The 20899-nt window shown below is 68.9% G+C and carries 21 protein-coding genes and 2 pseudogenes; 17 read left to right on the top strand and 6 right to left on the bottom strand.

Features of this window, described 5'->3' with window-relative positions; translation table 11 throughout:
- The first annotated feature begins 59 nt into the window (after window positions 1–59).
- From SVA_RS11245 to cydB, 4 genes are read left to right on the top strand one after another with little or no spacing between them, the layout of a single operon-like run.
- Window positions 60–398 carry a hypothetical protein gene (locus SVA_RS11245; protein WP_148665453.1) on the top strand — a complete coding sequence of 113 codons (339 nt, stop codon included), beginning with the start codon at window positions 60–62 and terminating at the stop codon, window positions 396–398.
- Window positions 395–2542, top strand: coding sequence for a VTT domain-containing protein (locus tag SVA_RS11240; RefSeq protein WP_096461312.1), 2148 nt, complete (start codon window positions 395–397; stop codon window positions 2540–2542). The genes SVA_RS11245 and SVA_RS11240 overlap by 4 nt, the downstream gene beginning before the upstream one ends.
- Window positions 2543–2546: 4 nt before the next feature.
- Entirely contained in the window at window positions 2547–3911 is a 1365-nt protein-coding gene (locus SVA_RS11235; RefSeq protein WP_096461311.1) for a cytochrome ubiquinol oxidase subunit I, read from the top strand.
- 3 nt (window positions 3912–3914) lie between these two features.
- Window positions 3915–4907, top strand: a complete 993-nt coding sequence (gene cydB, locus SVA_RS11230; protein ID WP_096461310.1) for a cytochrome d ubiquinol oxidase subunit II — start codon at window positions 3915–3917, stop codon at window positions 4905–4907.
- An 18-nt stretch (window positions 4908–4925) separates the two neighbouring features.
- Here the strand turns inward: cydB and SVA_RS11225 are convergent, their stop codons facing one another.
- The gene (locus SVA_RS11225; protein ID WP_096461309.1) at window positions 4926–5105 is read right to left on the bottom strand and encodes a PLDc N-terminal domain-containing protein; all 180 of its coding nucleotides are present in this window, start codon (window positions 5103–5105) and stop codon (window positions 4926–4928) included.
- A gap of 421 nt (window positions 5106–5526) precedes the next feature.
- Here SVA_RS11225 and SVA_RS11220 point away from each other — a divergent pair, with 421 nt between their 5' ends.
- From SVA_RS11220 to SVA_RS11195, 6 genes are all read left to right on the top strand, one after another.
- A complete protein-coding gene (locus tag SVA_RS11220; protein ID WP_096461308.1) occupies window positions 5527–6372 on the top strand; it encodes an SDH family Clp fold serine proteinase in 846 nt (281 codons plus the stop codon).
- Between the two features lie 87 nt (window positions 6373–6459).
- Window positions 6460–7245: an NYN domain-containing protein gene (locus SVA_RS11215; protein WP_096461307.1), complete on the top strand. Its 786-nt coding sequence runs from the start codon at window positions 6460–6462 to the stop codon at window positions 7243–7245.
- Window positions 7246–7354: 109 nt separating this feature from the next.
- Window positions 7355–7849, top strand: coding sequence for a sigma-70 family RNA polymerase sigma factor (locus SVA_RS11210; RefSeq protein WP_197703172.1), 495 nt, complete (start codon window positions 7355–7357; stop codon window positions 7847–7849).
- The gene (locus tag SVA_RS11205; RefSeq protein WP_096461305.1) at window positions 7846–8595 is read left to right on the top strand and encodes an anti-sigma factor family protein; all 750 of its coding nucleotides are present in this window, start codon (window positions 7846–7848) and stop codon (window positions 8593–8595) included. Before SVA_RS11210 ends, SVA_RS11205 begins: the two co-directional genes overlap by 4 nt.
- Before the next feature lie 74 nt (window positions 8596–8669).
- Window positions 8670–10013, top strand: a complete 1344-nt coding sequence (locus tag SVA_RS11200; protein WP_096461304.1) for an FAD-binding oxidoreductase — start codon at window positions 8670–8672, stop codon at window positions 10011–10013.
- A 17-nt stretch (window positions 10014–10030) separates the two neighbouring features.
- Window positions 10031–10348 carry a DUF4156 domain-containing protein gene (locus tag SVA_RS11195; protein WP_096461303.1) on the top strand — a complete coding sequence of 106 codons (318 nt, stop codon included), beginning with the start codon at window positions 10031–10033 and terminating at the stop codon, window positions 10346–10348.
- 1 nt (window position 10349) lies between these two features.
- Here the strand turns inward: SVA_RS11195 and SVA_RS11190 are convergent, their stop codons facing one another.
- Window positions 10350–10664, bottom strand: a complete 315-nt coding sequence (locus SVA_RS11190) for a phosphoribosylpyrophosphate synthetase (RefSeq protein WP_096461302.1) — start codon at window positions 10662–10664, stop codon at window positions 10350–10352.
- Window positions 10665–10958: 294 nt separating this feature from the next.
- Here SVA_RS11190 and SVA_RS11185 point away from each other — a divergent pair, with 294 nt between their 5' ends.
- The gene (locus SVA_RS11185; protein WP_096461301.1) at window positions 10959–11519 is read left to right on the top strand and encodes a nucleotidyltransferase family protein; all 561 of its coding nucleotides are present in this window, start codon (window positions 10959–10961) and stop codon (window positions 11517–11519) included.
- Here SVA_RS11185 and SVA_RS11180 read toward each other — a convergent pair.
- Window positions 11516–12082 carry a hypothetical protein gene (locus tag SVA_RS11180; RefSeq protein WP_096461300.1) on the bottom strand — a complete coding sequence of 189 codons (567 nt, stop codon included), beginning with the start codon at window positions 12080–12082 and terminating at the stop codon, window positions 11516–11518. The two genes, SVA_RS11185 and SVA_RS11180, sit on opposite strands and share 4 nt — an antisense overlap.
- A gap of 13 nt (window positions 12083–12095) precedes the next feature.
- Window positions 12096–12674, bottom strand: coding sequence for a zinc ribbon domain-containing protein (locus SVA_RS11175; RefSeq protein ID WP_148665452.1), 579 nt, complete (start codon window positions 12672–12674; stop codon window positions 12096–12098).
- 186 nt (window positions 12675–12860) lie between these two features.
- Here SVA_RS11175 and htpG point away from each other — a divergent pair, with 186 nt between their 5' ends.
- A complete protein-coding gene (gene htpG, locus SVA_RS11170; protein ID WP_096461298.1) occupies window positions 12861–14753 on the top strand; it encodes a molecular chaperone HtpG in 1893 nt (630 codons plus the stop codon).
- On the opposite strand, the gene SVA_RS11165 is transcribed toward htpG, so the two are convergent.
- Together SVA_RS11165 and SVA_RS11160 are read right to left on the bottom strand one after the other, a co-directional pair.
- The gene (locus SVA_RS11165; protein ID WP_096461297.1) at window positions 14750–15583 is read right to left on the bottom strand and encodes a hypothetical protein; all 834 of its coding nucleotides are present in this window, start codon (window positions 15581–15583) and stop codon (window positions 14750–14752) included. The genes htpG and SVA_RS11165 overlap by 4 nt on opposite strands.
- A 290-nt stretch (window positions 15584–15873) precedes the next feature.
- Window positions 15874–16902: a S1C family serine protease gene (locus SVA_RS11160; RefSeq protein ID WP_096461296.1), complete on the bottom strand. Its 1029-nt coding sequence runs from the start codon at window positions 16900–16902 to the stop codon at window positions 15874–15876.
- A 71-nt stretch (window positions 16903–16973) separates the two neighbouring features.
- On the opposite strand from SVA_RS11160, the pseudogene SVA_RS20425 reads away from it, so the two are divergent.
- From SVA_RS20425 to ctaD, 5 genes and pseudogenes are all read left to right on the top strand, one after another.
- Window positions 16974–17213, top strand: a pseudogene (locus tag SVA_RS20425) (class I SAM-dependent methyltransferase); the annotation flags it as partial.
- A 4-nt stretch (window positions 17214–17217) separates the two neighbouring features.
- Window positions 17218–17670 (top strand): annotated as a pseudogene (locus SVA_RS20280) (class I SAM-dependent methyltransferase); the annotation flags it as partial.
- A gap of 227 nt (window positions 17671–17897) precedes the next feature.
- Window positions 17898–18659 carry a helix-turn-helix domain-containing protein gene (locus SVA_RS20155; RefSeq protein WP_231971778.1) on the top strand — a complete coding sequence of 254 codons (762 nt, stop codon included), beginning with the start codon at window positions 17898–17900 and terminating at the stop codon, window positions 18657–18659.
- Window positions 18660–18758: 99 nt separating this feature from the next.
- Window positions 18759–19292 carry a DUF2244 domain-containing protein gene (locus tag SVA_RS11145; RefSeq protein ID WP_096461294.1) on the top strand — a complete coding sequence of 178 codons (534 nt, stop codon included), beginning with the start codon at window positions 18759–18761 and terminating at the stop codon, window positions 19290–19292.
- Window positions 19293–19327: 35 nt separating this feature from the next.
- Window positions 19328–20896 (top strand): cytochrome c oxidase subunit I, encoded by a 1569-nt coding sequence (gene ctaD, locus SVA_RS11140; RefSeq protein WP_096461293.1) that lies wholly within the window; start codon window positions 19328–19330, stop codon window positions 20894–20896.
- Window positions 20897–20899: the final 3 nt, after the last annotated feature.

Genomic DNA, 20899 nt, shown 5'->3' with positions numbered 1-20899 from the left:
TTCAAAACGCGTGTGTTACCCTTTGGAGCCGACAGACCTGCACGGAAGCACGAACGCCAATGACGGCGGAGACCACACGATTGCAGTGGCGCGGCGGCGAGACGGTGGCGTCGTTGCGCGAGGCGATTGCCCGCCACGCCGACGTCGAGCTCGAGCTGCCCGCGGACTTCCATCATGCCGTCGCGTCCCGCCTGAAGCCCGACCTGCCGCCCGCGCACGGGCAGCGGGTCGAGGTGTCCGGGGGCGCCGAGCTGCTCGCGCGGGTCGCGGGCATCGCGGGGCTGTCCGCGCTCTCGAGCCTCGAAGACGCGGTATACCGCGCGCCCGCCCGCGTGCACGTCGTGAGCCCGGTGCCCACCATACGCATCAGCTTCGCGGAGGCGCGCGCCTCGCGATGACCGGTTACCAGATCCTCAAGCCCGGCTACAACTGCTGGCAAGTGGCCCACGCGCGCCGCGTCGCGTTCCTGATCGACGCCGCCGACTACTTTCGCGCGTTCCGCGAGGCGGCCGCACGCGCCCGGCACAGCATCCTGATGGTCGGCTGGGACATCGACAGCCGCGTGCGCCTCGTGCGGGACGGCGATCCGGGCCTGCTGCCCAACACCCTCTGCGAGTTTCTGAACGGGGTCGTCTCGCGTCCGGGCGGCCCGCACGCGTACGTGCTCACCTGGGACTTCGCGATGCTGTACGCGCTCGACCGCGAGTGGCTGCCGATCTACAAGCTCGACTGGCGCACGCATCGTCGATTGCACTTCCGGATGGACGGCAAGCATCCGCCCGGAGGATCGCACCATCAGAAGATCGTCGTGGTGGACGACGGACTCGCCTTCGCCGGCGGCCTCGATCTGACGAAGGCGCGTTGGGACACGCCCGAGCATCGCCCCGACGACCCGCGCCGCATCGATGTGGCGGGCACGCCGCCGTACCGGCCGTTTCACGACGTCATGATGCTCGTCGAAGGCCAGGTGGCCTCCGTGCTCGGCGAGCTGGTCCGCGCACGCTGGGAGCGGGCGACCGGCCGACGCGCGCGGCCTGCGGTCGGCGCTCCGGCGGACCTCTGGCCGCTCGGCGTGGCGACAGAGGTGGAAAACGTGCCGGTGGCGGTGGCGCGCACGGTGCCCGCGTACGACGGCGAGGCGGAGGTGCGCGAGGTAGAGCTCCTCTACCGCGACGCGATACGCGCGGCCCGCCGCTCGCTGTACATCGAGAACCAGTTCTTCACGGCGACCGGTATCGCGGACGCGATCGCGGCGCGCCTCGGCGAGCCGGACGGACCGGAGGTGGTGCTCATCCTCGCGCTGCGCACCGACGGCTGGCTTTCCCAGCAGACGATGGACGTGCTGCGCGGCCGCCTGATCCACCGGCTGCGCCAGGCCGATCGTCACCACCGCCTGCGTGTCTATTACCCGGATGTGCCCGGGCTCGACGGCCAGTGCGTCAACGTGCACAGCAAGGTGCTGGTGGTCGACGACGACTTCGCGCGGGTCGGATCGGCCAATCTGAACAACCGCTCCATGGGAATCGACACGGAATGCGATCTCGCGTTCGAGAGCGGCGGCGAGGAGCGGGTGCGGCGCGGCATCGCCGGCCTGCGCCACCGCCTCCTCGCCGAACACCTCGGCACGCGCCCGGAAGAGGTGGCGCGCGCGGTCGCTCGCGAGGGATCGTTGATCGCCGCGATCGAGTCGCTCCGCGGCGGCGGCCGCACGCTCCGCGAGCTCGAGCCGCCCCCGCCGGAGCAGGTCAGCTCCTGGCTTCCGAACCCCGAGCTCCTCGATCCCGAGCGCCCCATCGATCCGGACAGGCTCGCCGAGCAGCTGGTCCCGCCGGACGAACGCGCGCCGGCCCATCGCCGGATCGTCGCCGGGGTTTCGATTCTCGTCGGCCTGCTCGCGCTGGCCGCGGCCTGGCGCTGGACGCCGCTCGGTGACTACCTCGACGTCGATTCGCTTACCGGACTCGTGGCCGGCTTCCGCGGCTATCCGGCGGCGCCCTTCATCGCGCTCGGCGCGTTCGTGCTCGGCGGCCTGATCGTCGTTCCGGTGACGCTGCTCATCGTGGTGACCGCGCTCGCGTTCGGCCCGTGGGAGGGGTTCATCTATTCGGTCATCGGCGTCCTGGCGAGCGCCGCGCTGGTCTACGGCGTGGGCCACGGGCTCGGGCGCGACACGGTGCGCCGCTTCGCCGGGTCGAAGCTGAATCGCCTGAGCCGGCGCCTGGCGCAGCGCGGGGTCCTCACCATGGCGATCGTGCGTCTGATTCCCGTCGCCCCGTTCACGGTGGTGAACCTGGTCGCGGGCGCCTCGCACATCCGCTTTCGGGATTTCGTGGCGGGCACCGCGCTCGGGATGATCCCGGGGATCGCCGCCATCACGCTTTTCGTGGACCGCGTCGGCGCGACCCTCCGCGATCCCGGCCCCGGGACCTTCCTCGTGCTCGGGGCCGTCGTGCTGCTGCTCGTGCTCGGCATGTACGGCTTGCGCCGGTGGGTACTCAAGCGCACCAAGGACGAACCGGCGGCCGTCTCGAGCCACGCTTGATCGCATGGAGTGGGATGCCACTCTGCTGTCCCGTATCCAGTTCGGCTTCACGCTGGGCTTTCACATTCTCTTTCCCACGCTCACGATCGGCCTCTCCGGCTTCCTCGTCATCCTGCACGGGGCCTGGCTTTACACGGCGCGCGAAGAATACCTCCGGCTCTACCGCTTCTGGCTGAAGATCTTCGCGCTCGGTTTCGGTACGGGCGTGGTCTCGGGAATCGTGCTGTCGTTCGAGTTCGGCATGAACTTCGCCCGTTTCTCGCAGGCGACCGGCAACGTCCTCGGCCCCCTGCTCGGTTACGAGGTGCTGATGGCGTTCTTCCTCGAAGCGAGCTTCCTTCCGATCATGCTCTTCGGTTGGGGTCGGGTGGGCCCGCGGCTGCACTTTCTCGCGACCGTCATGGTCGCCCTCGGGACGTTCCTTTCGGCGTTCTGGATCCTGGCGGCCAACTCGTGGATGCACACGCCGGCGGGCTTCGAGCTGCGCGACGGGGTGTTCTACGTGCGCGACTGGTGGTCGGTCGTCTTCAACCCCTCGTTTCCCTACCGGCTGGCGCACATGCTCATGGCCTCCCTCCTCACGGCGGCGTTCGTGATCGCCGGGGTGTCGGCGTGGCACCTGCGCCGCGGCGTGCACGCCGCGCTCGCCCGCCGGGCGCTCGCCGTCTCCATCCTCTCGGCCGCGGTCTTCGCTCCTGCGCAGATCCTGATCGGCGACCTGCACGGGCTGCAGGTCGCGCGGGATCAGCCGGTCAAAGTCGCGGCCATGGAGGCATTGTGGGAGACGACCGAGGCCGCGCCCTTCGTGTTGGTCGGCTGGCCCGACGAGGCGCGCGAGGCGAACCGCTTCGCCGTCGAGATCCCGTATGCCGCGAGCCTGATCCTCACGCACTCCCCGACGGGCCGGGTGCCCGGGCTCGACCAGGCGCAGGCGGCCGACCGGCCGCACGTGCCGACCGTGTTCTTCAGCTTCCGGGTGATGCTCGCGATCGGCTTCTATTTCCTGTTCGTGGCGTGGACCGGATTGGTCCTCTGGTGGCGGGGGCGGCTCTACGACCGCGCCTGGTTCCAGCGCCTGTGCATCGCCGCCATCCCGCTCGGTTTCGTGGCCGTCATCGCCGGCTGGCTGGTGGTGGAGGTCGGGCGTCAGCCCTGGGTGGTGCACGGGATGCTGCGGACCGCGGACGCGGCGAGCGCCCTCGAACCGAGCGCCGTCGCCGGCTCGCTGACGCTGTTCGTGCTCGCCTATCTCGTGCTGCTCGGCGCCTTCCTCGCCTTCGCCTTCCGGCTGGCGTCCCAGGGCCCCGAAACGGCCGTTCCGCCGCAGGCGCGCCGGCTCCCGCGCACCGTCTGGCGCGCCACGCCCTGAGCCGTGGACCTGGCGCTGCTATCCGGTCTGGTCATCGCCTTCGGGATCGCCATGTACGTGATCCTCGACGGCTTCGACCTCGGCGTCGGAATGCTGTCCGCCGTGCTGCCGCAGAAAGAGGGAGAACGGGACCTGCTGATCGGCAGCATCGCGCCGGTCTGGGACGGGAACGAGACGTGGCTCGTCCTGGGCGGAGCGATGCTGTTCGCGGCGTTCCCGCTCGCGTACAGCATCCTGCTTCCGGCGTGGTACGTGCCGCTGCTGGTCTTCCTGTTCGCGCTGGTGTTCCGCGGCGTCGCCTTCGAGTTCCGACCGCGCGCGCATCGCAAGCGGGTCTGGGAGTTCGGCTTTGCGGGAGGCTCGTTTCTCGCCGCGCTGGCGCAGGGGGTGATGCTGGGCAGCTTCGTCGAGGGCTTCGACCTCACGGGTACCGCCTACGAAGGCGGGACCTGGGGATGGGTCAGCGCCTTCAGCGTGATGAGCGGGGCAGGGGTGGTGGCCGGTTACGCGCTGCTCGGCGCGGCGTGGCTGGTCTACAAGACGGAAGGGGAGTTGCAGGACCGATGCTACCGGGCGGCGCGCCGCCTCCTGGCGGCCGTGCTGGCCTTCGTGGCGGCCGTGAGCGTGTGGACGCCGCTCGCGCAGCCGGCGATCGCCGAGCGCTGGTTCAGCTGGCCGAACCTGCTGTACTTCTCGCCTGTGCCGCTTCTCACCGGCATCGTCGCCTGGGAGCTCTGGCGCGCGCTGGCGCTGCGGCGCGAGCGAGCGCCGTTCGTCTACACCGTCGCTCTCTTCCTGCTTTCGTACGCGGGGCTCGCGGTGAGCACGTGGCCCTACGCGGTTCCGCGCGCGCTCACGATCTGGGACGCCGCGTCGCCGCCCGCGACGCAGCTGTTCATCCTTGTCGGCGTCCTGCTCCTGCTGCCGCTCGTGCTCGCGTACACGATCCACACCTACCGCATCTTCCGCGGCAAGGCGTCGGCGGGCTACGAGTGACGCGCGGGCCCGTGCCGGCTAGCCGCGCGGGCCGAATATGAACCAGATGATGAGCCCGAGCACCGGCAGAAGGATGATGAGCACGACCCAGAAGACCTTTGCGCCGGTCGAGGCGCCGCTCTGCACGGTGCGCACGATCGCCCAGATGTCGGCGATGAGCACGATAAGCCCGAAAATTCCGCCCACCTGCACTTCCATGTGTCACCTCCGTGTCGCGGAAAGAGGATGCGTCGGATCGGACCGCCGACCGGTCCGACCGGTCGAGACGCTGCGTCCGTCAGGGCAGGCCGCCCGACGGCTCGGAGAAGCGGCGCTTTCCCGGTCGGCTCCGCGGTCCAGATGCGAACGGTTCCTGTGACCCCGCCCGAGGTGCGCACCGCGTCTCCGTCGTCCACTCGCGCGCGCACTTCGGTATCCGGTGCCCCCGCGGCACGCCGCCTCGCGTATTTCGCCATCGTTCGCCTAGCGAGCGGTGAGCCGGAGACCATTTAAGCACGCTACCGCGGCGCGCTTCACCCCGACACGGTAGCGTGAATCGCGCGCCCGGACGCGTCGAGGCGTTTCCGTTGCCCCGGGGCGGGAGGCATGTGAAACTCGCGGCTCGTTACGGGAGGGGTGCATGACCGTCGGCGAACTCTTCTGGCTGTTGTTCCTGCTCATCCTGCTTCACCCGGTGCTGCGCCAGCGCATGGTGGAATGGGAGCGCGTGCGCCTCCTCCGGCGTATCGAGGGCCGCCGGCGGACACGCGTCATCACGCTCATCCATCGGCAGGTCTCGATGGCGTTCTTCGGCATCCCCATCATGCGCTACATCGACATCAACGACTCGGAGGAGGTCATCCGGGCGATTCACCTCACGGACAAGGAGACCCCGATCGATCTCGTGGTGCACGCGCCCGGCGGGCTGGTGCTCGCCGCGCTCCAGATCGCCAGCGCGATCAACGCGCACCCCGCTCGCGTCACCGTGCACATCCCGCACTACGCGATGTCGGGCGCCACGCTCATCGCGCTTGCGGCCGACGAGATCGTGATGGACGATCACGCGGTGCTCGGCCCGGTCGATCCGCAGGTCGGCGGCTTTCCTGCGGCGTCCGTGCTCGCCGCCGTGGACCGCAAGAGCCCGAACGAGGTAGACGATCAGACGCTGATCCTGGCCGACGTCGCCGAGAAGGCGATCGCACAGGTGAAGGGCGCGGTAAAGACCCTGCTGCGCGAGCACATGGCGGACCCGGACGCCGAGCACGTGGCCACGCTCCTGAGTACCGGCACCTGGACGCACGACTACCCGATCACCGCCGACGTCGGGCGCATGCTGGGCCTGCCGATCAAGAAGGATCTCGACCCGTTGTTCTACGACCTGATGCGCCTGTACCCGCAGCCGGTCCGCCAGCAGCCTGCCGTCGAGTACCTGCCGCGGCCGCGGGAGCCCGAGCCCCGACCGGGCGCCGGCCCGCGCGGCCGCTGACCCCGGCGCGCTCGCTGCGCGCCCCCGCGCGTGCCACAATACCGCGGTTTTTTCAAAGGAGAATACGTGAAGCCCGATACCCAAAACATGGCGGTGTTCTGCGATTTCGAGAACATTGCGCTCGGCGTGCGCGACGCGAAGTACGCCGACTTCGACATCAGAAAGGTGCTCGAGCGGCTGCTGCTCAAGGGCTCGATCGTGGTCAAGAAGGCGTACTGCGACTGGGAGCGCTACAAGGTCTTCAAGGCGCCGATGCACGAGGCGGCGTTCGAGCTCATCGAAATCCCGCACGTGCGCCAGGCGGGCAAGAACTCGGCGGACATCCGCCTGGTCGTCGACGCGCTCGATCTTTGCTACACCAAGTCGCACGTCGACACGTTCGTCATCATCAGCGGCGACTCCGATTTCTCCGCCCTGGTGAGCAAGCTGCGCGAGAACAACAAGAACGTCATCGGCGTGGGCGTGAAGGACTCGACCTCCGACCTCCTGATGGCGAACTGCGACGAGTTCATCTTCTACGACGACCTGGTGCGCGAAGAGAAAAAGCGCCGTCGGGGGCGCAAGACCGAGCGCCAGGCGCCGGTCGCGAAGGCCGACGGCAAGACCGAGGAGGAGAAGAAGCAGGAGGCGATCGACCTCGTGATGGAGACGGTGGAGGCGCTGTCCAAGGAGCGAGGCGAGGAGGAGAAGGTCTGGGGCTCGATGATCAAGCAGGCGCTCAAGCGCCGCCAGCCCGGTTTCGACGAGACCTACCACGGCTTCCGCACGTTCGGGAAGCTCCTCGAAGAGGCCGCCGGGCGCGGGCTCCTGAAGCTGGAGCACGACGAGAAGTCGGGCGGCTACATCGTCAGGAGCATCCAGCACGAGGAGTGAGTGACCGGCCCCGGGGAATAAACCGTGCCCGGGCGGTGTTCACTGTCCGACGGCGTACGACCGGGGCGGGGCGCCATCATATATATAGGAGGGCCGGCCGGACGGGGTCATGAGCGGGATGGACGAGCAGATCGCGGAGCACATCCCCCGGCTCCGCCGTTACGCGCGCGCCCTCACCGGAAACCGTGCGCGTGCCGACGACCTCGTGCAGGACACGCTCGAGCGCTCCTGGTCGCGGCGGCATCTCTGGCGTCCCGGGACCGACCTGCGCGCCTGGCTGTTCACGATCATGCACAACGTTCACCTCAACCAGGTGCGCCGGCGCGAGCCGGTCGCCATCGACGACGAGCGCCTCGACATGCCGGTCCCGGCCTCGCAGGAGGACGCGCTCGCGCTGCGCGACCTGCAGCACGCACTCGAGCGTCTTCCGGCCGAGCACCGCGAGGTGCTGCTGCTCGTGGGGGTCGAGCAGATGCGTTACGACGAGGTCGCCTGCGTGCTCGGCGTCCCGATCGGCACCGTCATGTCGCGCCTGTCTCGCGCGCGCGAGCGCCTGCGCGCCCTGATGGCGGGCGGCGCGCCGGTATTGCGGAGGATCAAGTGACCACGGCGCCGATCGACGACATCGAGCTGCACGCGTACGTCGACGGGCAGCTGGATCCCGAGCGCCGCGCACGGGTCGAGGAGCGGCTGCGCGGCGATCCGGATGCCGCCGCCCGCGTCGACGCGTATCGCACGCAGAACGAGCTGCTGCGGGCGCTTTTCGATCCCGCGCTCGCCGAGCCGGCCCCGGCGGCGGGGCGGCGTGCGCGCCAGCCCGGCGGCTGGTTGCGGCACGTTGCGACGGCCGCGGCGCTTCTGGCGGCCGTCGCCCTCGGCTGGTTCGCCCGGGGGGTCGGGACGATCCCGCCGGCCGAAGCGCCTTCGCTCGCGGCGCGCGCCGCGGTAGCGCACGTGACGTACGTGCCCGAGGTGCTCCACCCGGTCGAAGTCGGCGCGCAGCAGGAGGACCACCTGGTCGGCTGGCTGTCCAAGCGACTCGGTTCGCCGGTGCGGGCCCCGCGCCTCGGCGACGCCGGATTCCGGCTGGTGGGCGGTCGGTTGCTCCCCGGGGAAGATCGCCCCGCCGCGCAGTTCATGTACGAGGACGCGCAGGGCCGACGGCTTACGCTCTACCTGGCGAACAACCCGGAGGAGGGGCGGGAGACGGCGTTCCGGTACGCCCGCGAGGGCAACGTGAGCGTGTTCTACTGGGTCGACGGGGCGTTCGGCTACGCGCTCTCGGCGGAGATTCCGCGCGAACCGCTGCTGCGGGTGGCCGAGGTCGTTTACCGCGAACTGAACCGCTGATTTTCCGCGCGCGCCGCGATTCATCCGCTCTCGGCGTTTCGGGTACACTGGGGCACCCGAGCGACGGCACCGCGATGACAACAATCGCCTACGAAGAGCGCAAGCAGAGGCTGATCGACTTCCTGCGCCATCACGCCGACGGGCCGATACGCCTCGGCAAGGCCACCTCGAACCTCTTCCGCGACCGCAAGCCGGTGGCAGGCGAACGCCTCGACGTGCGCGACTTCAACAACGTGCTTCACGTCGACCGCGAGGCGGGGGTCATCGAGGTCGAGGGCATGACGCCGTACGCGAAGCTCGTGGCCGAGTCGCTCAGGCACGGGGTGATGCCGGCGGTGGTGCCGCAGCTCAAGTCCATCACCATCGGCGGCGCAGTGACGGGCTGCGGCATCGAATCCTCCTCCTTCCGTTACGGCCTCGTGCACGAGACGGTGGAAGAGCTGGAAGTGCTGCTCCCGGGCGGGCGCACGGTCGTGTGCACGCCGACGAACGAGCACCGCGACCTCTACTTCGGTTTTCCGAACTCGTACGGGACCCTCGGCTACGCCCTCCGGGTGAAGGCGAAAGCGGTGCCGGTGAAGCGTTTCGTGCGCCTGGAGCACCTGCGGCACCGGGACCCGGCTGCTTTCTTCGACGACTTGCGGCATCGCTGCGACGACCCCGGCATCGACTTCGTCGACGGGGTGGTGTTCGGGCGCGACGAGATGGTGCTCTCGCTCGGCCGGTTCGCCGACGACGCGCCCTACGCGAGCGACTACACCTACGAGCGAATCTACTACAAATCCCTCCGCGAGCGGCGCGAGGACTACCTCACGACGGAGGACTACATCTGGCGCTGGGACACGGACTGGTTCTGGTGCTCGAAAAACCTCCTCGCGCAGAACCCGCTCATCCGGCGGCTGTACGGCCGGGAGCGTCTCAACTCCGTGACGTACACGAAAATCATGCGCTGGAACAGCCGCGTCGGGCTCACCGCACGGCTCAACAGGCTGCTCGGCGTGCACGCCGAGTCCGTGATCCAGGATGTCGAGATCCCGATCGAGCATGGCCCCGCGTTCCTCGAGTTCTATCACGACACGATCCGGTTCCTGCCGGTCTGGATCTGCCCGACGCGCGCCTTCCGCGACGACGTTCGCTTCGACCTTTACCACCTGGCGCCCGGACGGCTGTACGTCAACTTCGGCTTCTGGGACGTGATCCGGGGCCGCGACAAACTGCCCGACGGGTTCTACAACCGCAAGATCGAGCACAAGGTGCGCGAGCTCGGCGGCATGAAGTCGCTTTATTCCGATTCGTACTTCACGCCGGAGGAGTTCTGGCGGATCTACAACCGCGAGGCGTACGAGCGGCTGAAGCGCCGGTACGATCCCGAAGGCAGGCTCAAGGACCTCTACGCGAAGTGCGTGCTGAAAGAATAAGGAATGAGGAGACGACGATGGCGAAGCGATTCCTTTCCCTCGTGCTGCTGGCGGCGCTTGCCGGATGCGTGTTCGTGCAGCCGACGGTCGAGGGCAAGAAGGTGCGAGTGCTGACGGCGGGCGAGGTGGAGCGCTGCCGTCTCGTCAGCACGCTCACCGCGCAGGTGACCGACCGCATCGGGAACATTCCGCGCAGCCGCGAGGCGGTCGAGGACGACGTGCTGCAGCACGCCAAGAACGAGGCAGCCGTCCTGGGTGGCGACACGATCGTGGCCGTCTCGGAGCTCGCCGAGGGCCGGCAGACCTTCAACGTGTACAGCTGCCTCAAGCCGTGAGCTAGCCGCTGTCCTCGTGGCGCGCGCGAAGCAGCAGGTCGCCGAGCGCGGGGTTGGCGTAGGCGCCGAAGGCATCGACGATCAGCCCGCGCTCGCCCGATCCGCTCTCGACCGCGTACACCACGGACATGTCGTCTGGATTCGACTCGCCCTCGAAGCGATGGTGTTCCCGGACCTTCACCTCCTCCGGAGTGACCAGCGTTCCGGTTTCGACCACGCGCAGCCGGCCGTTCGCCACCTCGAAGCTCCGCGTGTAACCCCGCCCGCGCAGGCCCTCGATCGCCTCCGACAAGGTGCGGTACTGTTTCTCCGGCATGGACCCTCCTTGGTGTGCGCAAGCCCGGTTCGATCGCGTCATTCTAACTGCCGCGCGGGAACCGGTCCGAGGAAGACCGGCCTCCGCGTGCGGGCATGACGCGCCGGGTCGGATGAACCCGTGCACCCGACGCCTGCGACGCGCCGGCGGACGTTATCGGGCGCTCGGCTCCTGCATGGCCGCCGAAACGGCGTGGCAGACGGTCGTGCACGCGATTCCCGCACCCGCAGGACGCGCACGCCTCGATGGGAAGAGGCCGTTCGCGCGCGTGTGGGCAGACGGGGACGCGGCGTCATGATCGCCGCCGTACTTCTCGCGGCCGGCCGATCCACCCGTTTCGGACGGAACAAGCTCCTCGAGCCCCTCGCCGACAGCGAGCCGCTCGGCGTTCACGCGGCGCGCAACGTGCGCGCGGCGGTCGAGCGCTGTTACGCCGTGGTCGCCGGGGGCGAAGCGGGCCTCGGCGACCGCTTCGAGCGCGTCGGCCTGCGCGTCGTGTACTGCGCGGAGGCGGAAAGGGGAATGGGATCGAGTATCGCGTGCGGCGTGGCGGCGGCGAACGGGATGGCCGGATACGTGATTGCGCTCGCCGACATGCCGTTCATAGCGCCGGCGACCATTCGGCGGGTTGCGACCGCGCTGCAGCAGGGCGCGCTGTGCGTCGCGCCGGTCTACCGCGGCCGGCGCGGACACCCCGTCGGCTTCTCGGGCCGTCTGCGCGGGAATCTGCTGGCACTGGAGGGGGAGAGCGGCGCGAGCGGACTCCTGCTTCGTCTCGGCGCACGCACACGGCTCATCGAGGTGGATGACCCGGGCATCCTCCGAGACGTGGATCGGCCAGAGGATCTTCCCTAGGGCTTGTCGATCGAGTCTGAATCGGCGCGGGCGATATCGGCCGCGATGTCCGGCGTCGATCGCGCGGGACCGCCGCAGGTGCAGCGCGTACCATTGGCCGCCGACGGGCAACCGCATGCGGAGCAGATCCCCGGGGCGGTGCGTCGGGCGACGACCTCCGCACGTTCGGACTGCGCTGCGCGGAACGCGTCGGTGGGTACGGGTGAGGCACGGTGTCCGACGCGCGCGGGTGCCTCGGGCGCGACGGCGAGTTTGGCGCGCTGGCCTTCGAGTTCCCGGCGAAGCACCTGCAGCTCGTGCACGTGTTGCATCACGCGCATGGCGCACCCGTAATCCCCGGGGCGGGCCCGCAACGCGGCGCGCGCGAGCTCGAGCGCCTCGAGGCCCTGGTCGAGGCGCGCGGCAAGATAAGTCTCGTACAGCTGCTCGTCGTCGAGGGACTGCTGCGTCGCGTCGGCGTCTTCGCTGCCGAAGCCGTAGCCGCACGGACAGCGTTCGGCGGCGCGTGCGACGACCCCGGCGCAGGCCGGGCAAATCTTTTCGTAGATGCTGCGCGCGCCCATGGTCGTGCGACCGCTACTTCGCGCGTCCACCGCGCGGGACCCGCAGATCCCCCTCGCTCAGGAGCACCTGCCCGGCGCCGGCGTCCGCGGGCGCGAACTCGTATCCGCAGCGGCACTCGGCCACAGCGCCCGGAACGCGCGCGGCGCATCGCGGGCACTCGCGGTGGCCGGCGTCCGCGCGGTTCGCCGACGACGCGGACGGTGAGGGAGGGGAACCGGAAGCCGTCGGTGCGGACGGCGCGGCCGGCGTCGGGGAGAGGTTCCGCGCCGCATCGCGCGCTTGCTGAGCCTTGCGCGTCTGCTCCACGAGCTGCATCTCGAGAAGCGCCGCCTCACGGTCGGCATGGCGCAGGGCCTCGCCCTTCTCGCGGTTTCGGGGTTCCCGGAGGAAGGCGACTTTGGCCTCCCGGGCCCGGCGACGCGCGTGAACGACGCGGGCGGCCAGATAGGACTCGAAGAGCGATTCCGCCTTGGCAAGGAGGTGCGGGGAGCCGGAATCGACCGCCGGCCGGGCGTCCGGGCACAGGCAGCGGCCGGTCGCGGAATCCGCGGCGGCCCCGCACACCGGACACGGGACAGGGATGGGATGCATTCGGCAGGCTCGGCCAGAAGTCGTTCGTAGATCAGTATAGGCAGCGGGTCCGGGCCGGCCCGGTCCCGGCCGCCTCCCGGCGATGGCAGGGAGGGAGGGCCCGACGAGCGGATGCGGCGCATTTTCGCTTGAAAAGACCGCAGGGCGGCCCCATGCGAGGGCCATCAATCAGAACAAGGAGCGCCCATGAGCGTCGACACACACCGGGAAACGCTCGGCTTTCAGACCGAGGTCCGTCAGCTGCTGGACCTCATGATCCACTCGCTTTACAGCAACAAGGAGATCTTCCTGCGGGAGCTGATTTCGAACGGTTCGGATGCCGCAGACAAGCTGCGGTTCGAGGCGCTCACGGACGACGCGCTCTTCGAGGGCGATTCCGACCTCAAGATCGGCGTGCGCTACGACAGGAAGGCCCGAACCGTTACCGTGACGGACAACGGAATCGGCATGAGCCGGGCAGAGGTGATCGAGCATATCGGCACGATCGCGAAGTCGGGCACGCGCGAGTTCCTCGCGGCGCTCTCCGGCGACCGCGCGAAGGACGCCCGGCTGATCGGGCAGTTCGGGGTCGGCTTCTACTCGGCGTTCATCGTCGCCGACCGCGTGACGCTCGTAACCCGCCGCGCCGGCCTGGGCCCGGAGCACGGGATCCGCTGGGAATCCGACGGCAAGGGCGAGTACACGGTCGAGACCGTCGAGCGCCGGCAACGCGGCACCGAGATCACCCTGCACCTCAAGGAAGGCGAGGACGAGTTTCTGGACGGACACCGGCTGCGCGCCGTCGTCCGCAAGTACTCCGATCACATCCCGATCCCGATCGTCATGGCGTCGGAGTCCGGGAAGGGCGAGGACGAGGTGGTGAACCGCGCCTCGGCGCTCTGGGCGCGGCCGAAGAACGAGATCAAGCCGGAGGAGTACGAGGAGTTCTACAAGCACGTGGCGCACGATTTCGAGCCGCCGCTGGCTCACGTTCACTCCCGCGTGGAAGGCCGGCAGGAGTACATCTCGCTTCTGTACGTGCCGCGCCACGCGCCCTTCGACCTGTGGGAACGCGATCGGCGCCACGGCGTCAAGCTGTACGTGCGCCGCGTCTTCATCATGGACGACGCCGAGCAGCTGCTGCCGAACTATCTGCGCTTCGTGCGCGGGGTGATCGACTCCAACGACCTGCCGCTCAACGTCTCGCGCGAGATCCTGCAGCGCAGCCGCGACATCGACGCGATCCGCGCCGGGTCGGTGAAGAAGACGCTCGACCTGCTCACCGAACTGGCCGAGAGGGACAAGGAGAAGTACGCGACGTTCTGGAAGGAGTTCGGCCGGGTGCTGAAGGAGGGCATCATCGAGGACCCGGGAAACCGCGAGGCGATCGCCAAGCTGCTGCGCTTCGCCTCGACCCATGCGGACAACGGGAGCGAGGACGTGTCGCTTGCCGACTATGCCGCGCGCATGAAGCCCGGGCAGGAGAAGATCTACTACATCACGGCCGACAGCCTTCCGGCCGCCAGGCACAGCCCGCACCTCGAAATCTTCCGGCAGAAGGGCGTCGAGGTGCTGCTGCTGCACGACCGCATCGACGAATGGCTGATGACGCACCTGACCGAGTTCGAAAAGAAGCCGCTGGTTTCCGTCGCCAAGGGCGATCTCGATCTCGGCGGCCTCGAGGACGCGGACGAGCGCAAGCGCCACGAAGAGGCGGCCGTTGCCCACAAGGAGCTGGTCGAGCGCATCAAGCGGGCGCTCGGCGAACGCGTCAAGGACGTGCGCGTCACGCACCGGCTGACGAACTCGCCCGCGTGCCTCGTGGTCGATCAATGGGACGTGAGCGTGAACCTGGGGCGACTGTTGAAGGCCGCGGGCCAGGCCTACCCTCAGGGAAAGCCGATCCTGGAGGTGAATCCCGGCCACCCGCTGGTCCAGCGGCTCAGGGACGAGCGCGCGGAGGATCGGTTCGCCGACTGGAGCACGCTCCTGTTCGACCAGGCGTCGCTGGCGGAAGGGGGCAGCCTCGAGGACCCGGCGGGGTTCGTCCGCCGCTTGAACGCGCTGCTGCTGGCCGTCTCTCCGCCGTCGTCCGGCTAGCGGCGCGAGTTGATATTGAGTCCCTGCGCGAGCAGGGCGAGGGTCTCCGCATCGAGCGCGACGGGCGGCATTTCGACGGACACGGTCGGGAGGCTGAAGCCGCAGCGGCAGCGGGTCGCGTCGAGAGGAACCAGCGCCGTGCAATGCGGGCATTCCTTGCGGGCTTCCTTGACCAGCGCCGCGGGCGGCGCTGCGACGCGGGTCGGTGGCCGAGCGGCCTTTGCCCGGGACTTGGGCACCGATGCGGGCGGAGCGACTTTCGGGATCGTGGGTTTCGGCTCGACCTTCCTCGTCTGCATCACGCCTTCGGCCTTTACGGCCTGCACGGCGCGGAATTCGGGACCCGGCTTCTCGGTCGCGCGGGCCGCCGCCGGCGTCACCGCCCGGACGGCAGGCGGGGAGGCGGGCGGGGAACGTCGCGGCGCCATGGGTTCCTGCGCGACGGCGTTGCCGACCTTGGCCTTCGCGGGCGGGGCGGGCGGCGCCTTGGCGACCGGCGCGGGAACGCGCGAGGCGGGGCCTGACCGGCCCGTCTTGACCGCGAGCGCCCGCAGCTCGGCGCGCGCGGTGTTGAGGGCCTGCTCCGCGAGCAGGGCCTGCGCGGTCTTCACCTGGTTATCGGGATCTGCGGAAGCCTCGCTCCGAGCGACGGTCAACGCGGCCTCGGCTTGCACCACCCGGGCGGCGAGATAATCCCGGTAGAGCCGCTCCTCCTGCCCGTCGGTTTCCTGCTGCAACTCCGGGTCGAAGCAGTATCCGCAACGGCAACGCCTGGCGTGCACGGGATTGGCCGACGCGCACTGCGGGCAGTCCTTTTCGAAGATGCTCACTGAGAATCTCTTTCCGCGCGATCGGGGGCTCCTAAGAAATATGGCAGGCGGCGGCCGGGTCGCCACCCGGGACCGGACGACCCGCGGGGGGTGCCGGACGAGCGGCCGCGACGTCGAAACGACGCCGGATTTGACCCGGATCAATGTGGGCCGAGCGGGTTCGGCTAACATGGCTCGCGTCACGGGCGACCGTGGCACCGGCCAGCGGAGCACACCTCCGGCGGTTTACCCAGACGGACCCCAGAGGCCCTACTCGGGCCCTTTCCGCCGGAGCCGCTGGCCGAACATCCTCATTCGACCCGTTCCACGCGGGTCGAGAGCGTCAGCATCTCGCCGCCTCGCAGAACCCTGATCGTTACCCGTTCGCCGGTGTTGAGCTTCGCCACGCGCTCGCGCACCCGCCGGTAGCCATCCGGGTCCGCCAGCGAAATGCCGAGTACCTCCAGGATGATGTCGCCGCCGACGTACAGATCCTCGTCGCCGATGCTCGCCTCCACTGCGCCTGCCCGCAGCCCGATGCGGGACGCGGGCGAGTTCGCCGCGATGCGCTGCACGAGCAGGCCGCGCGACTGCGGAAGGTTGAACACGCGCGCCATTTCCCCCTCCAGCCAGTAGCCGTGCAGGCCGCTCCAGAACGAGCGTTTCTCGAGCAGGAGGCGGCGGGCGAGATTGGACGTGACCGCGAAGCCGAGACCCTCGAAGCCGCCCGAGACGGTGAGGATGTGGCTTACGATGCCGATCACCTCGCCGTCGGCGTTGAACATCGGCCCGCCGGAATTACCCTGGTTCACCGCGGCGTCCGTCTGGAACAGCTCGCCTTCGAGGAACTCGCCGCTCACCGCGCGCGGCTGGTGACGGCCGCTCACGTGACCCACGGTCAGCGTGTGGCTCATGCCGTACGGTGCACCGACGACGAACACCTCGTCACCGACGCGCGTCTTCGAAGAATCGCCGAGACGCGCGACGCGCGCCGAAGGCGGGAGCCGGTCGAGCCTGAGGAGCGCGACATCGGCCGCCGGTTCCGACGCCACGATGCGGGCACCGGTCTCGATGTCGCCCAGGAAACGGACGCGGATGCGATCCGCCGACTGCACCACGTGCGCCGCCGTGATCACCAGGCCGTCGGCGGAAACGATCACGCCGGAGCCGATGCCGGACACGTCGACGACCTGCGGCGTGCCGTTCTGCACGATCTGCTCGCGCGTATGAATCTCGACGACAGACGTATTGACCCGCTCGAGCACGTCCGCGTACGAGCGGGCGTCGCTCGCCGCCGGAAAAGCAAGCAGGGCGGCGCAGAGGAAGCCGGTGCGGTTCATGTTCTCTCCTGTTGTTCGCGGCGGGGCGCGCTTATTCTATAGATCGGACAACTGCCCGCCTATGACGCGCAATGCCCGATGCCGACGAACTTCGCGCCTCGATCGCAACCCGCTTCGACCGGCTTGCGTCGACGTACGATCAGGAGGCGCTTCGGTTCTTTCCCTTTTGCGCCGACCGGCTGGTCGCGCTCCTCGGCCCGGCGGCCGGCGAGAAGATCCTGGACGCCGGCGCCGGCACGGGCGCGGTGACGCTCGCGGCCGCGCAGGCGGCGGGCCCGGGCGGACGGGTCGCCGCCGTCGACATCTCCGAAGGCATGCTCGCCCGCCTGGCAGAAGCTGCGCCATTTGAGGTTCGGACAGGTCGATATCCACGCGATGGACGCCGGAGCCCTCGAGTTCCGATCGGGCTACTTCCACCATGCGCTCTGCGGCTTCGGTATCGGTTTCCTCCCCGACATGGCCGGCGCGCTGCGGGAATGGGCGCGCGTCACCAGGCCGGGCGGGCGGATCCTCTACACCTGTCACGGCCCGAACGCCTTCCGGTCGATGGCGGACATGCTCCTCGCCCGACTCGAGCGACGCGGAATCGCACCGCCCGCGGAAGGGCCGGCTGGCGAGTGGGAGGACCTGCGTCGCCCGGAGATCTGCCGCGCGCTGCTCGCCGCGGCCGGTCTCGCCGAGACCGAGGTGCGGACGGAGCGGATCGCTACCACCTGCGGCCGGAGGCCTGGTGGGCCGTCGCCGAGCACGGCAGCCTGGGGGCATTGATCGAAAGGCTTCGACGTCCCGGAACGCGCGCGTTTGCGCGAGGAACATGTCGCCGAGGTCGCCCGGCTGGCCGGCGCCGACGGCCTGTGGCTCGACGTCGAAACCCATTTCGCCGCCGGCCGAAAGCCGTAGCGTCATTTCCGACTTCGGCGCTCGGTGAACGCCTTGTTTCCGCGGCACGTGCCGCTGATTACACTTCAACTTCCGGATCGGCGGAGCAGGTGACGATGCGAAGCGTTCAGACGGCAGGCGTCGGCGAATATGCCGCGTGCCAACGGTGCAGCCTGCATCCACTGTGCGTTCCGACGCCGCTGACCCGAGGCGACGTCGAAATACTGGGCCGTTTGCTGAGACGCCGCCGCGTCATCGATCGCGGCGAGCTCGTGTTCCGGACAGGGGATCCGTGCAGCGGCTTCTACGCCATCTGCGCCGGCTCCGTGAAGACCAGCGTCGTCGGCCGCGACGGCCGGCTTCAGGTGGTCGGGTTTCACATTGCTGGAGAGCTCATCGGACCAAGCGGGGCGTGTCTCGAGCAGCACGAGTGCGACGCGACCGCGCTCGAGCGCACCGAGATCTGCGAGATCCCGTTGGGCCGATTGCGGGAGATCGCCGAGCAGTCGGTGTCGCTGCGCCGCGCGCTCTTCCACTTCCTCGGCAGCGAGATCGCGGAAAGACAGGAGCAGCTGCTTCCGTTCATAGGGCGCAAGACCGCCGCGAGCCGCCTTGCGGCTTACCTCCTGAGCCTCTCGGATCGTTTCGCCCGGCGCGGGCATGCCGGACGCGAGTTCATGCTTCCGATGTCGCGCACCGATATCGGCAATTACCTGGGGCTCGCCAAGGAAACGGTGAGCCGGCTGTTCGCCCGCTTCGAGCAGGAGGGCTTGATCCGGATGCGGTCCCGCCTGCTGCTGATCGTCGACCGCGAGCGGCTGCAGGGCGTGGCGGGCGAGTTGCCGGTCTCCGGCCGGCCTGTCGACCGCGTGCAGTGACGGCGGTCAACACCCGCGTCGCCTGTCGTTGACGGGCCGCGCAAACACCCGATTTGCCTTGCTCTAATATCCCGCTGCTTTTGTGCGGGAGCCTGTAGCGTGTCCAATGAAGGCCCGCGTCCGGCCGAACCGGCCGCCAGCGCGGATTGCATCGTCCTGCTTCCGAACCGGTCCCTCTCGCCGCGCGGCATGGCGGCGCTCTTTGCCGCGCTCGCCGGGAGCGCCGTCGCCCTTGCGGTTCTCTTTCTCAACAGCGGTGCCTGGCCCGTCGTGCCCTTCCTCGTCGCGGAAGTGGCCGCCGTCGGCGTCACGCTCGGGCTGCTGTACCGGCATGCGGGCGACTGCGAGGTCGTCCGTCTCGAGGACGACCGGCTGGAAGTCGTGCAGCGGCAGGGCCGCAGGGAAACCTGTCACCGCTTCCCGCGCTATTGGGCGCGAGTCGCCGTGGAGCCGGGTTCGAATGCGCATCTGCCCTCGCGGCTCGTGATCCGTTCCCACGGGCGCGAGGTCGAGGTCGGCGCCGGCATGACGGAGGAGGCGCGACGCGCCCTTGCCGGGATGCTCCGCCGCGCGCTGGCGCCCGCCGACGTTGCGAAAGCGGGGCGCTCCGTCCCCGTCACCCTGACCAACTGATCGGAAAAATTCGACAGCGAGGAGAAAACGTCCCCATGGCCCACACCGCCGTCCACCATCACGAGGCGCATCCGAAGGGTGTCGCCCGCTGGCTCTTCACGACCAACCACAAGGACATCGGCACGCTGTATCTCGTCTTCGCGTTCGTCATGTTCCTCGCGGGGGGCACGATGGCCCTCGTCATCCGGGCCGAGCTCTGGCAGCCGGGGCTGCAGGTGGTCGAGCCGCACTTCTTCAACCAGATGACGACGGTGCACGCGCTGGTCATGGTGTTCGGCGCCGTGATGCCCGCGTTCACGGGCCTCGCGAACTGGCTGATCCCGATGATGATCGGCGCTCCGGACATGGCGCTGCCGCGGCTCAACAACTGGAGCTTCTGGCTCCTGCCGCCGGCCGCGATCCTGCTGGCGATGTCGCTGTTCATGTCCGGCGGCGGGCCCGCGGCCGGCTGGACGCTGTACCCGCCGCTCTCCGCGCAGGGCGGGATCGGGATGGACTTCACCATCCTCTCGGTGCACATGCTCGGGTTCTCGTCGATCCTCGGATCCATCAACGTCATCGCGACGATCATCAACATGCGCGCTCCGGGCATGACGCTCATGAAGATGCCGTTGTTCGTGTGGACCTGGCTGGTGACCGCGTTCCTGCTGCTCGCGTCGATCCCGGTGCTCGCCGGCGCCGTGACGATGCTCCTGACCGACCGTCATTTCGGGACGAGCTTCTTCGACGCGGCCGGCGGCGGCGATCCGGTCATGTTCCAGCACGTCTTCTGGTTCTTCGGGCATCCGGAGGTCTACATCCTCGTCCTGCCGGCCTTCGGCGTTATCTCGCAGATCATCCCGACCTTCGCGCGCAAGCCGCTGTTCGGCTACAACTCGATGGTCTACGCCACGTGCACCATCGCGTTCCTGTCGTTCATCGTCTGGGCGCACCACATGTATACGGTCGGCATGCCGATGGCGGGCGAGCTCTTCTTCATGTACGCGACCATGCTGATCGCGGTGCCGACCGGCGTAAAGGTCTTCAACTGGGTCACGACGATGTGGCGGGGGTCGATGAGCTTCGAGACCCCGATGCTGTTCGCGGTCGCGACGGTGTTCACGTTCACGATCGGTGGGCTGTCGGGGCTCATGCTCTCGATCACGCCGGCCGACTTCCAGTACCACGACACGTATTTCGTCGTGGCGCATTTCCATTACACGATCTTCGGCGGCTCGGTCCTCGCGCTGATGGGGGCGACGTATTACTGGCTGCCGAAGTGGACCGGCCACATGTACGACGAGCGACTCGGGAAGCTGCACTTCTGGCTCACGATCCTCGCGTTCAACCTGACTTTCTTCCCCCAGCACTTCCTGGGCCTCGCCGGCATGCCGCGGCGGATTCCCGACTACGCGCTGCAGTTCAACGACTTCAACCAGTGGTCGACGGTCGGCGCGTTCGTCCTCGGGCTTTCGCAGCTGCTCTTCGCCTACGTCCTCTGGCGTACCACGCGCGGTGGGGAGAGGGCGAGCGGCCGGGTGTGGGAGGGCGCGCACGGGCTCGAGTGGACGCTCCCGTCACCGGCGCCGTATCACTCCTTCGCGACGCCCCCGGCAATCCGGTAGCGA

Source organism: Sulfurifustis variabilis (assembly GCF_002355415.1).
GTDB classification, from domain to species: Bacteria; Pseudomonadota; Gammaproteobacteria; order Acidiferrobacterales; family Sulfurifustaceae; genus Sulfurifustis; species Sulfurifustis variabilis.
Note: the sequence above shows the minus strand (reverse complement) of the source record. Positions and strands in the feature narration are given on the sequence as shown.

What these genes read in the sequence shown, in the direction of transcription:
- SVA_RS20155 (WP_231971778.1), top strand. Translation starts at nt 17,898, where the DNA reads ATGCGAAGCGTTCAGACGGCAGGCGTCGGCGAATATGCCGCGTGCCAA.
- ctaD (WP_096461293.1), top strand. Translation starts at nt 19,328, where the DNA reads ATGGCCCACACCGCCGTCCACCATCACGAGGCGCATCCGAAGGGTGTC.
- htpG (WP_096461298.1), top strand. Translation starts at nt 12,861, where the DNA reads ATGAGCGTCGACACACACCGGGAAACGCTCGGCTTTCAGACCGAGGTC.
- SVA_RS11215 (WP_096461307.1), top strand. Translation starts at nt 6,460, where the DNA reads ATGGCGGTGTTCTGCGATTTCGAGAACATTGCGCTCGGCGTGCGCGAC.
- SVA_RS11225 (WP_096461309.1), bottom strand. Translation starts at nt 5,105, where the DNA reads ATGGAAGTGCAGGTGGGCGGAATTTTCGGGCTTATCGTGCTCATCGCC.
- SVA_RS11185 (WP_096461301.1), top strand. Translation starts at nt 10,959, where the DNA reads ATGATCGCCGCCGTACTTCTCGCGGCCGGCCGATCCACCCGTTTCGGA.
- SVA_RS11175 (WP_148665452.1), bottom strand. Translation starts at nt 12,674, where the DNA reads ATGCATCCCATCCCTGTCCCGTGTCCGGTGTGCGGGGCCGCCGCGGAT.
- SVA_RS11210 (WP_197703172.1), top strand. Translation starts at nt 7,355, where the DNA reads ATGAGCGGGATGGACGAGCAGATCGCGGAGCACATCCCCCGGCTCCGC.
- SVA_RS11180 (WP_096461300.1), bottom strand. Translation starts at nt 12,082, where the DNA reads ATGGGCGCGCGCAGCATCTACGAAAAGATTTGCCCGGCCTGCGCCGGG.
- SVA_RS11240 (WP_096461312.1), top strand. Translation starts at nt 395, where the DNA reads ATGACCGGTTACCAGATCCTCAAGCCCGGCTACAACTGCTGGCAAGTG.
- SVA_RS11235 (WP_096461311.1), top strand. Translation starts at nt 2,547, where the DNA reads ATGGAGTGGGATGCCACTCTGCTGTCCCGTATCCAGTTCGGCTTCACG.
- SVA_RS11220 (WP_096461308.1), top strand. Translation starts at nt 5,527, where the DNA reads ATGACCGTCGGCGAACTCTTCTGGCTGTTGTTCCTGCTCATCCTGCTT.
- SVA_RS11190 (WP_096461302.1), bottom strand. Translation starts at nt 10,664, where the DNA reads ATGCCGGAGAAACAGTACCGCACCTTGTCGGAGGCGATCGAGGGCCTG.
- SVA_RS11200 (WP_096461304.1), top strand. Translation starts at nt 8,670, where the DNA reads ATGACAACAATCGCCTACGAAGAGCGCAAGCAGAGGCTGATCGACTTC.
- SVA_RS11245 (WP_148665453.1), top strand. Translation starts at nt 60, where the DNA reads ATGACGGCGGAGACCACACGATTGCAGTGGCGCGGCGGCGAGACGGTG.
- SVA_RS11160 (WP_096461296.1), bottom strand. Translation starts at nt 16,902, where the DNA reads ATGAACCGCACCGGCTTCCTCTGCGCCGCCCTGCTTGCTTTTCCGGCG.
- SVA_RS11195 (WP_096461303.1), top strand. Translation starts at nt 10,031, where the DNA reads ATGGCGAAGCGATTCCTTTCCCTCGTGCTGCTGGCGGCGCTTGCCGGA.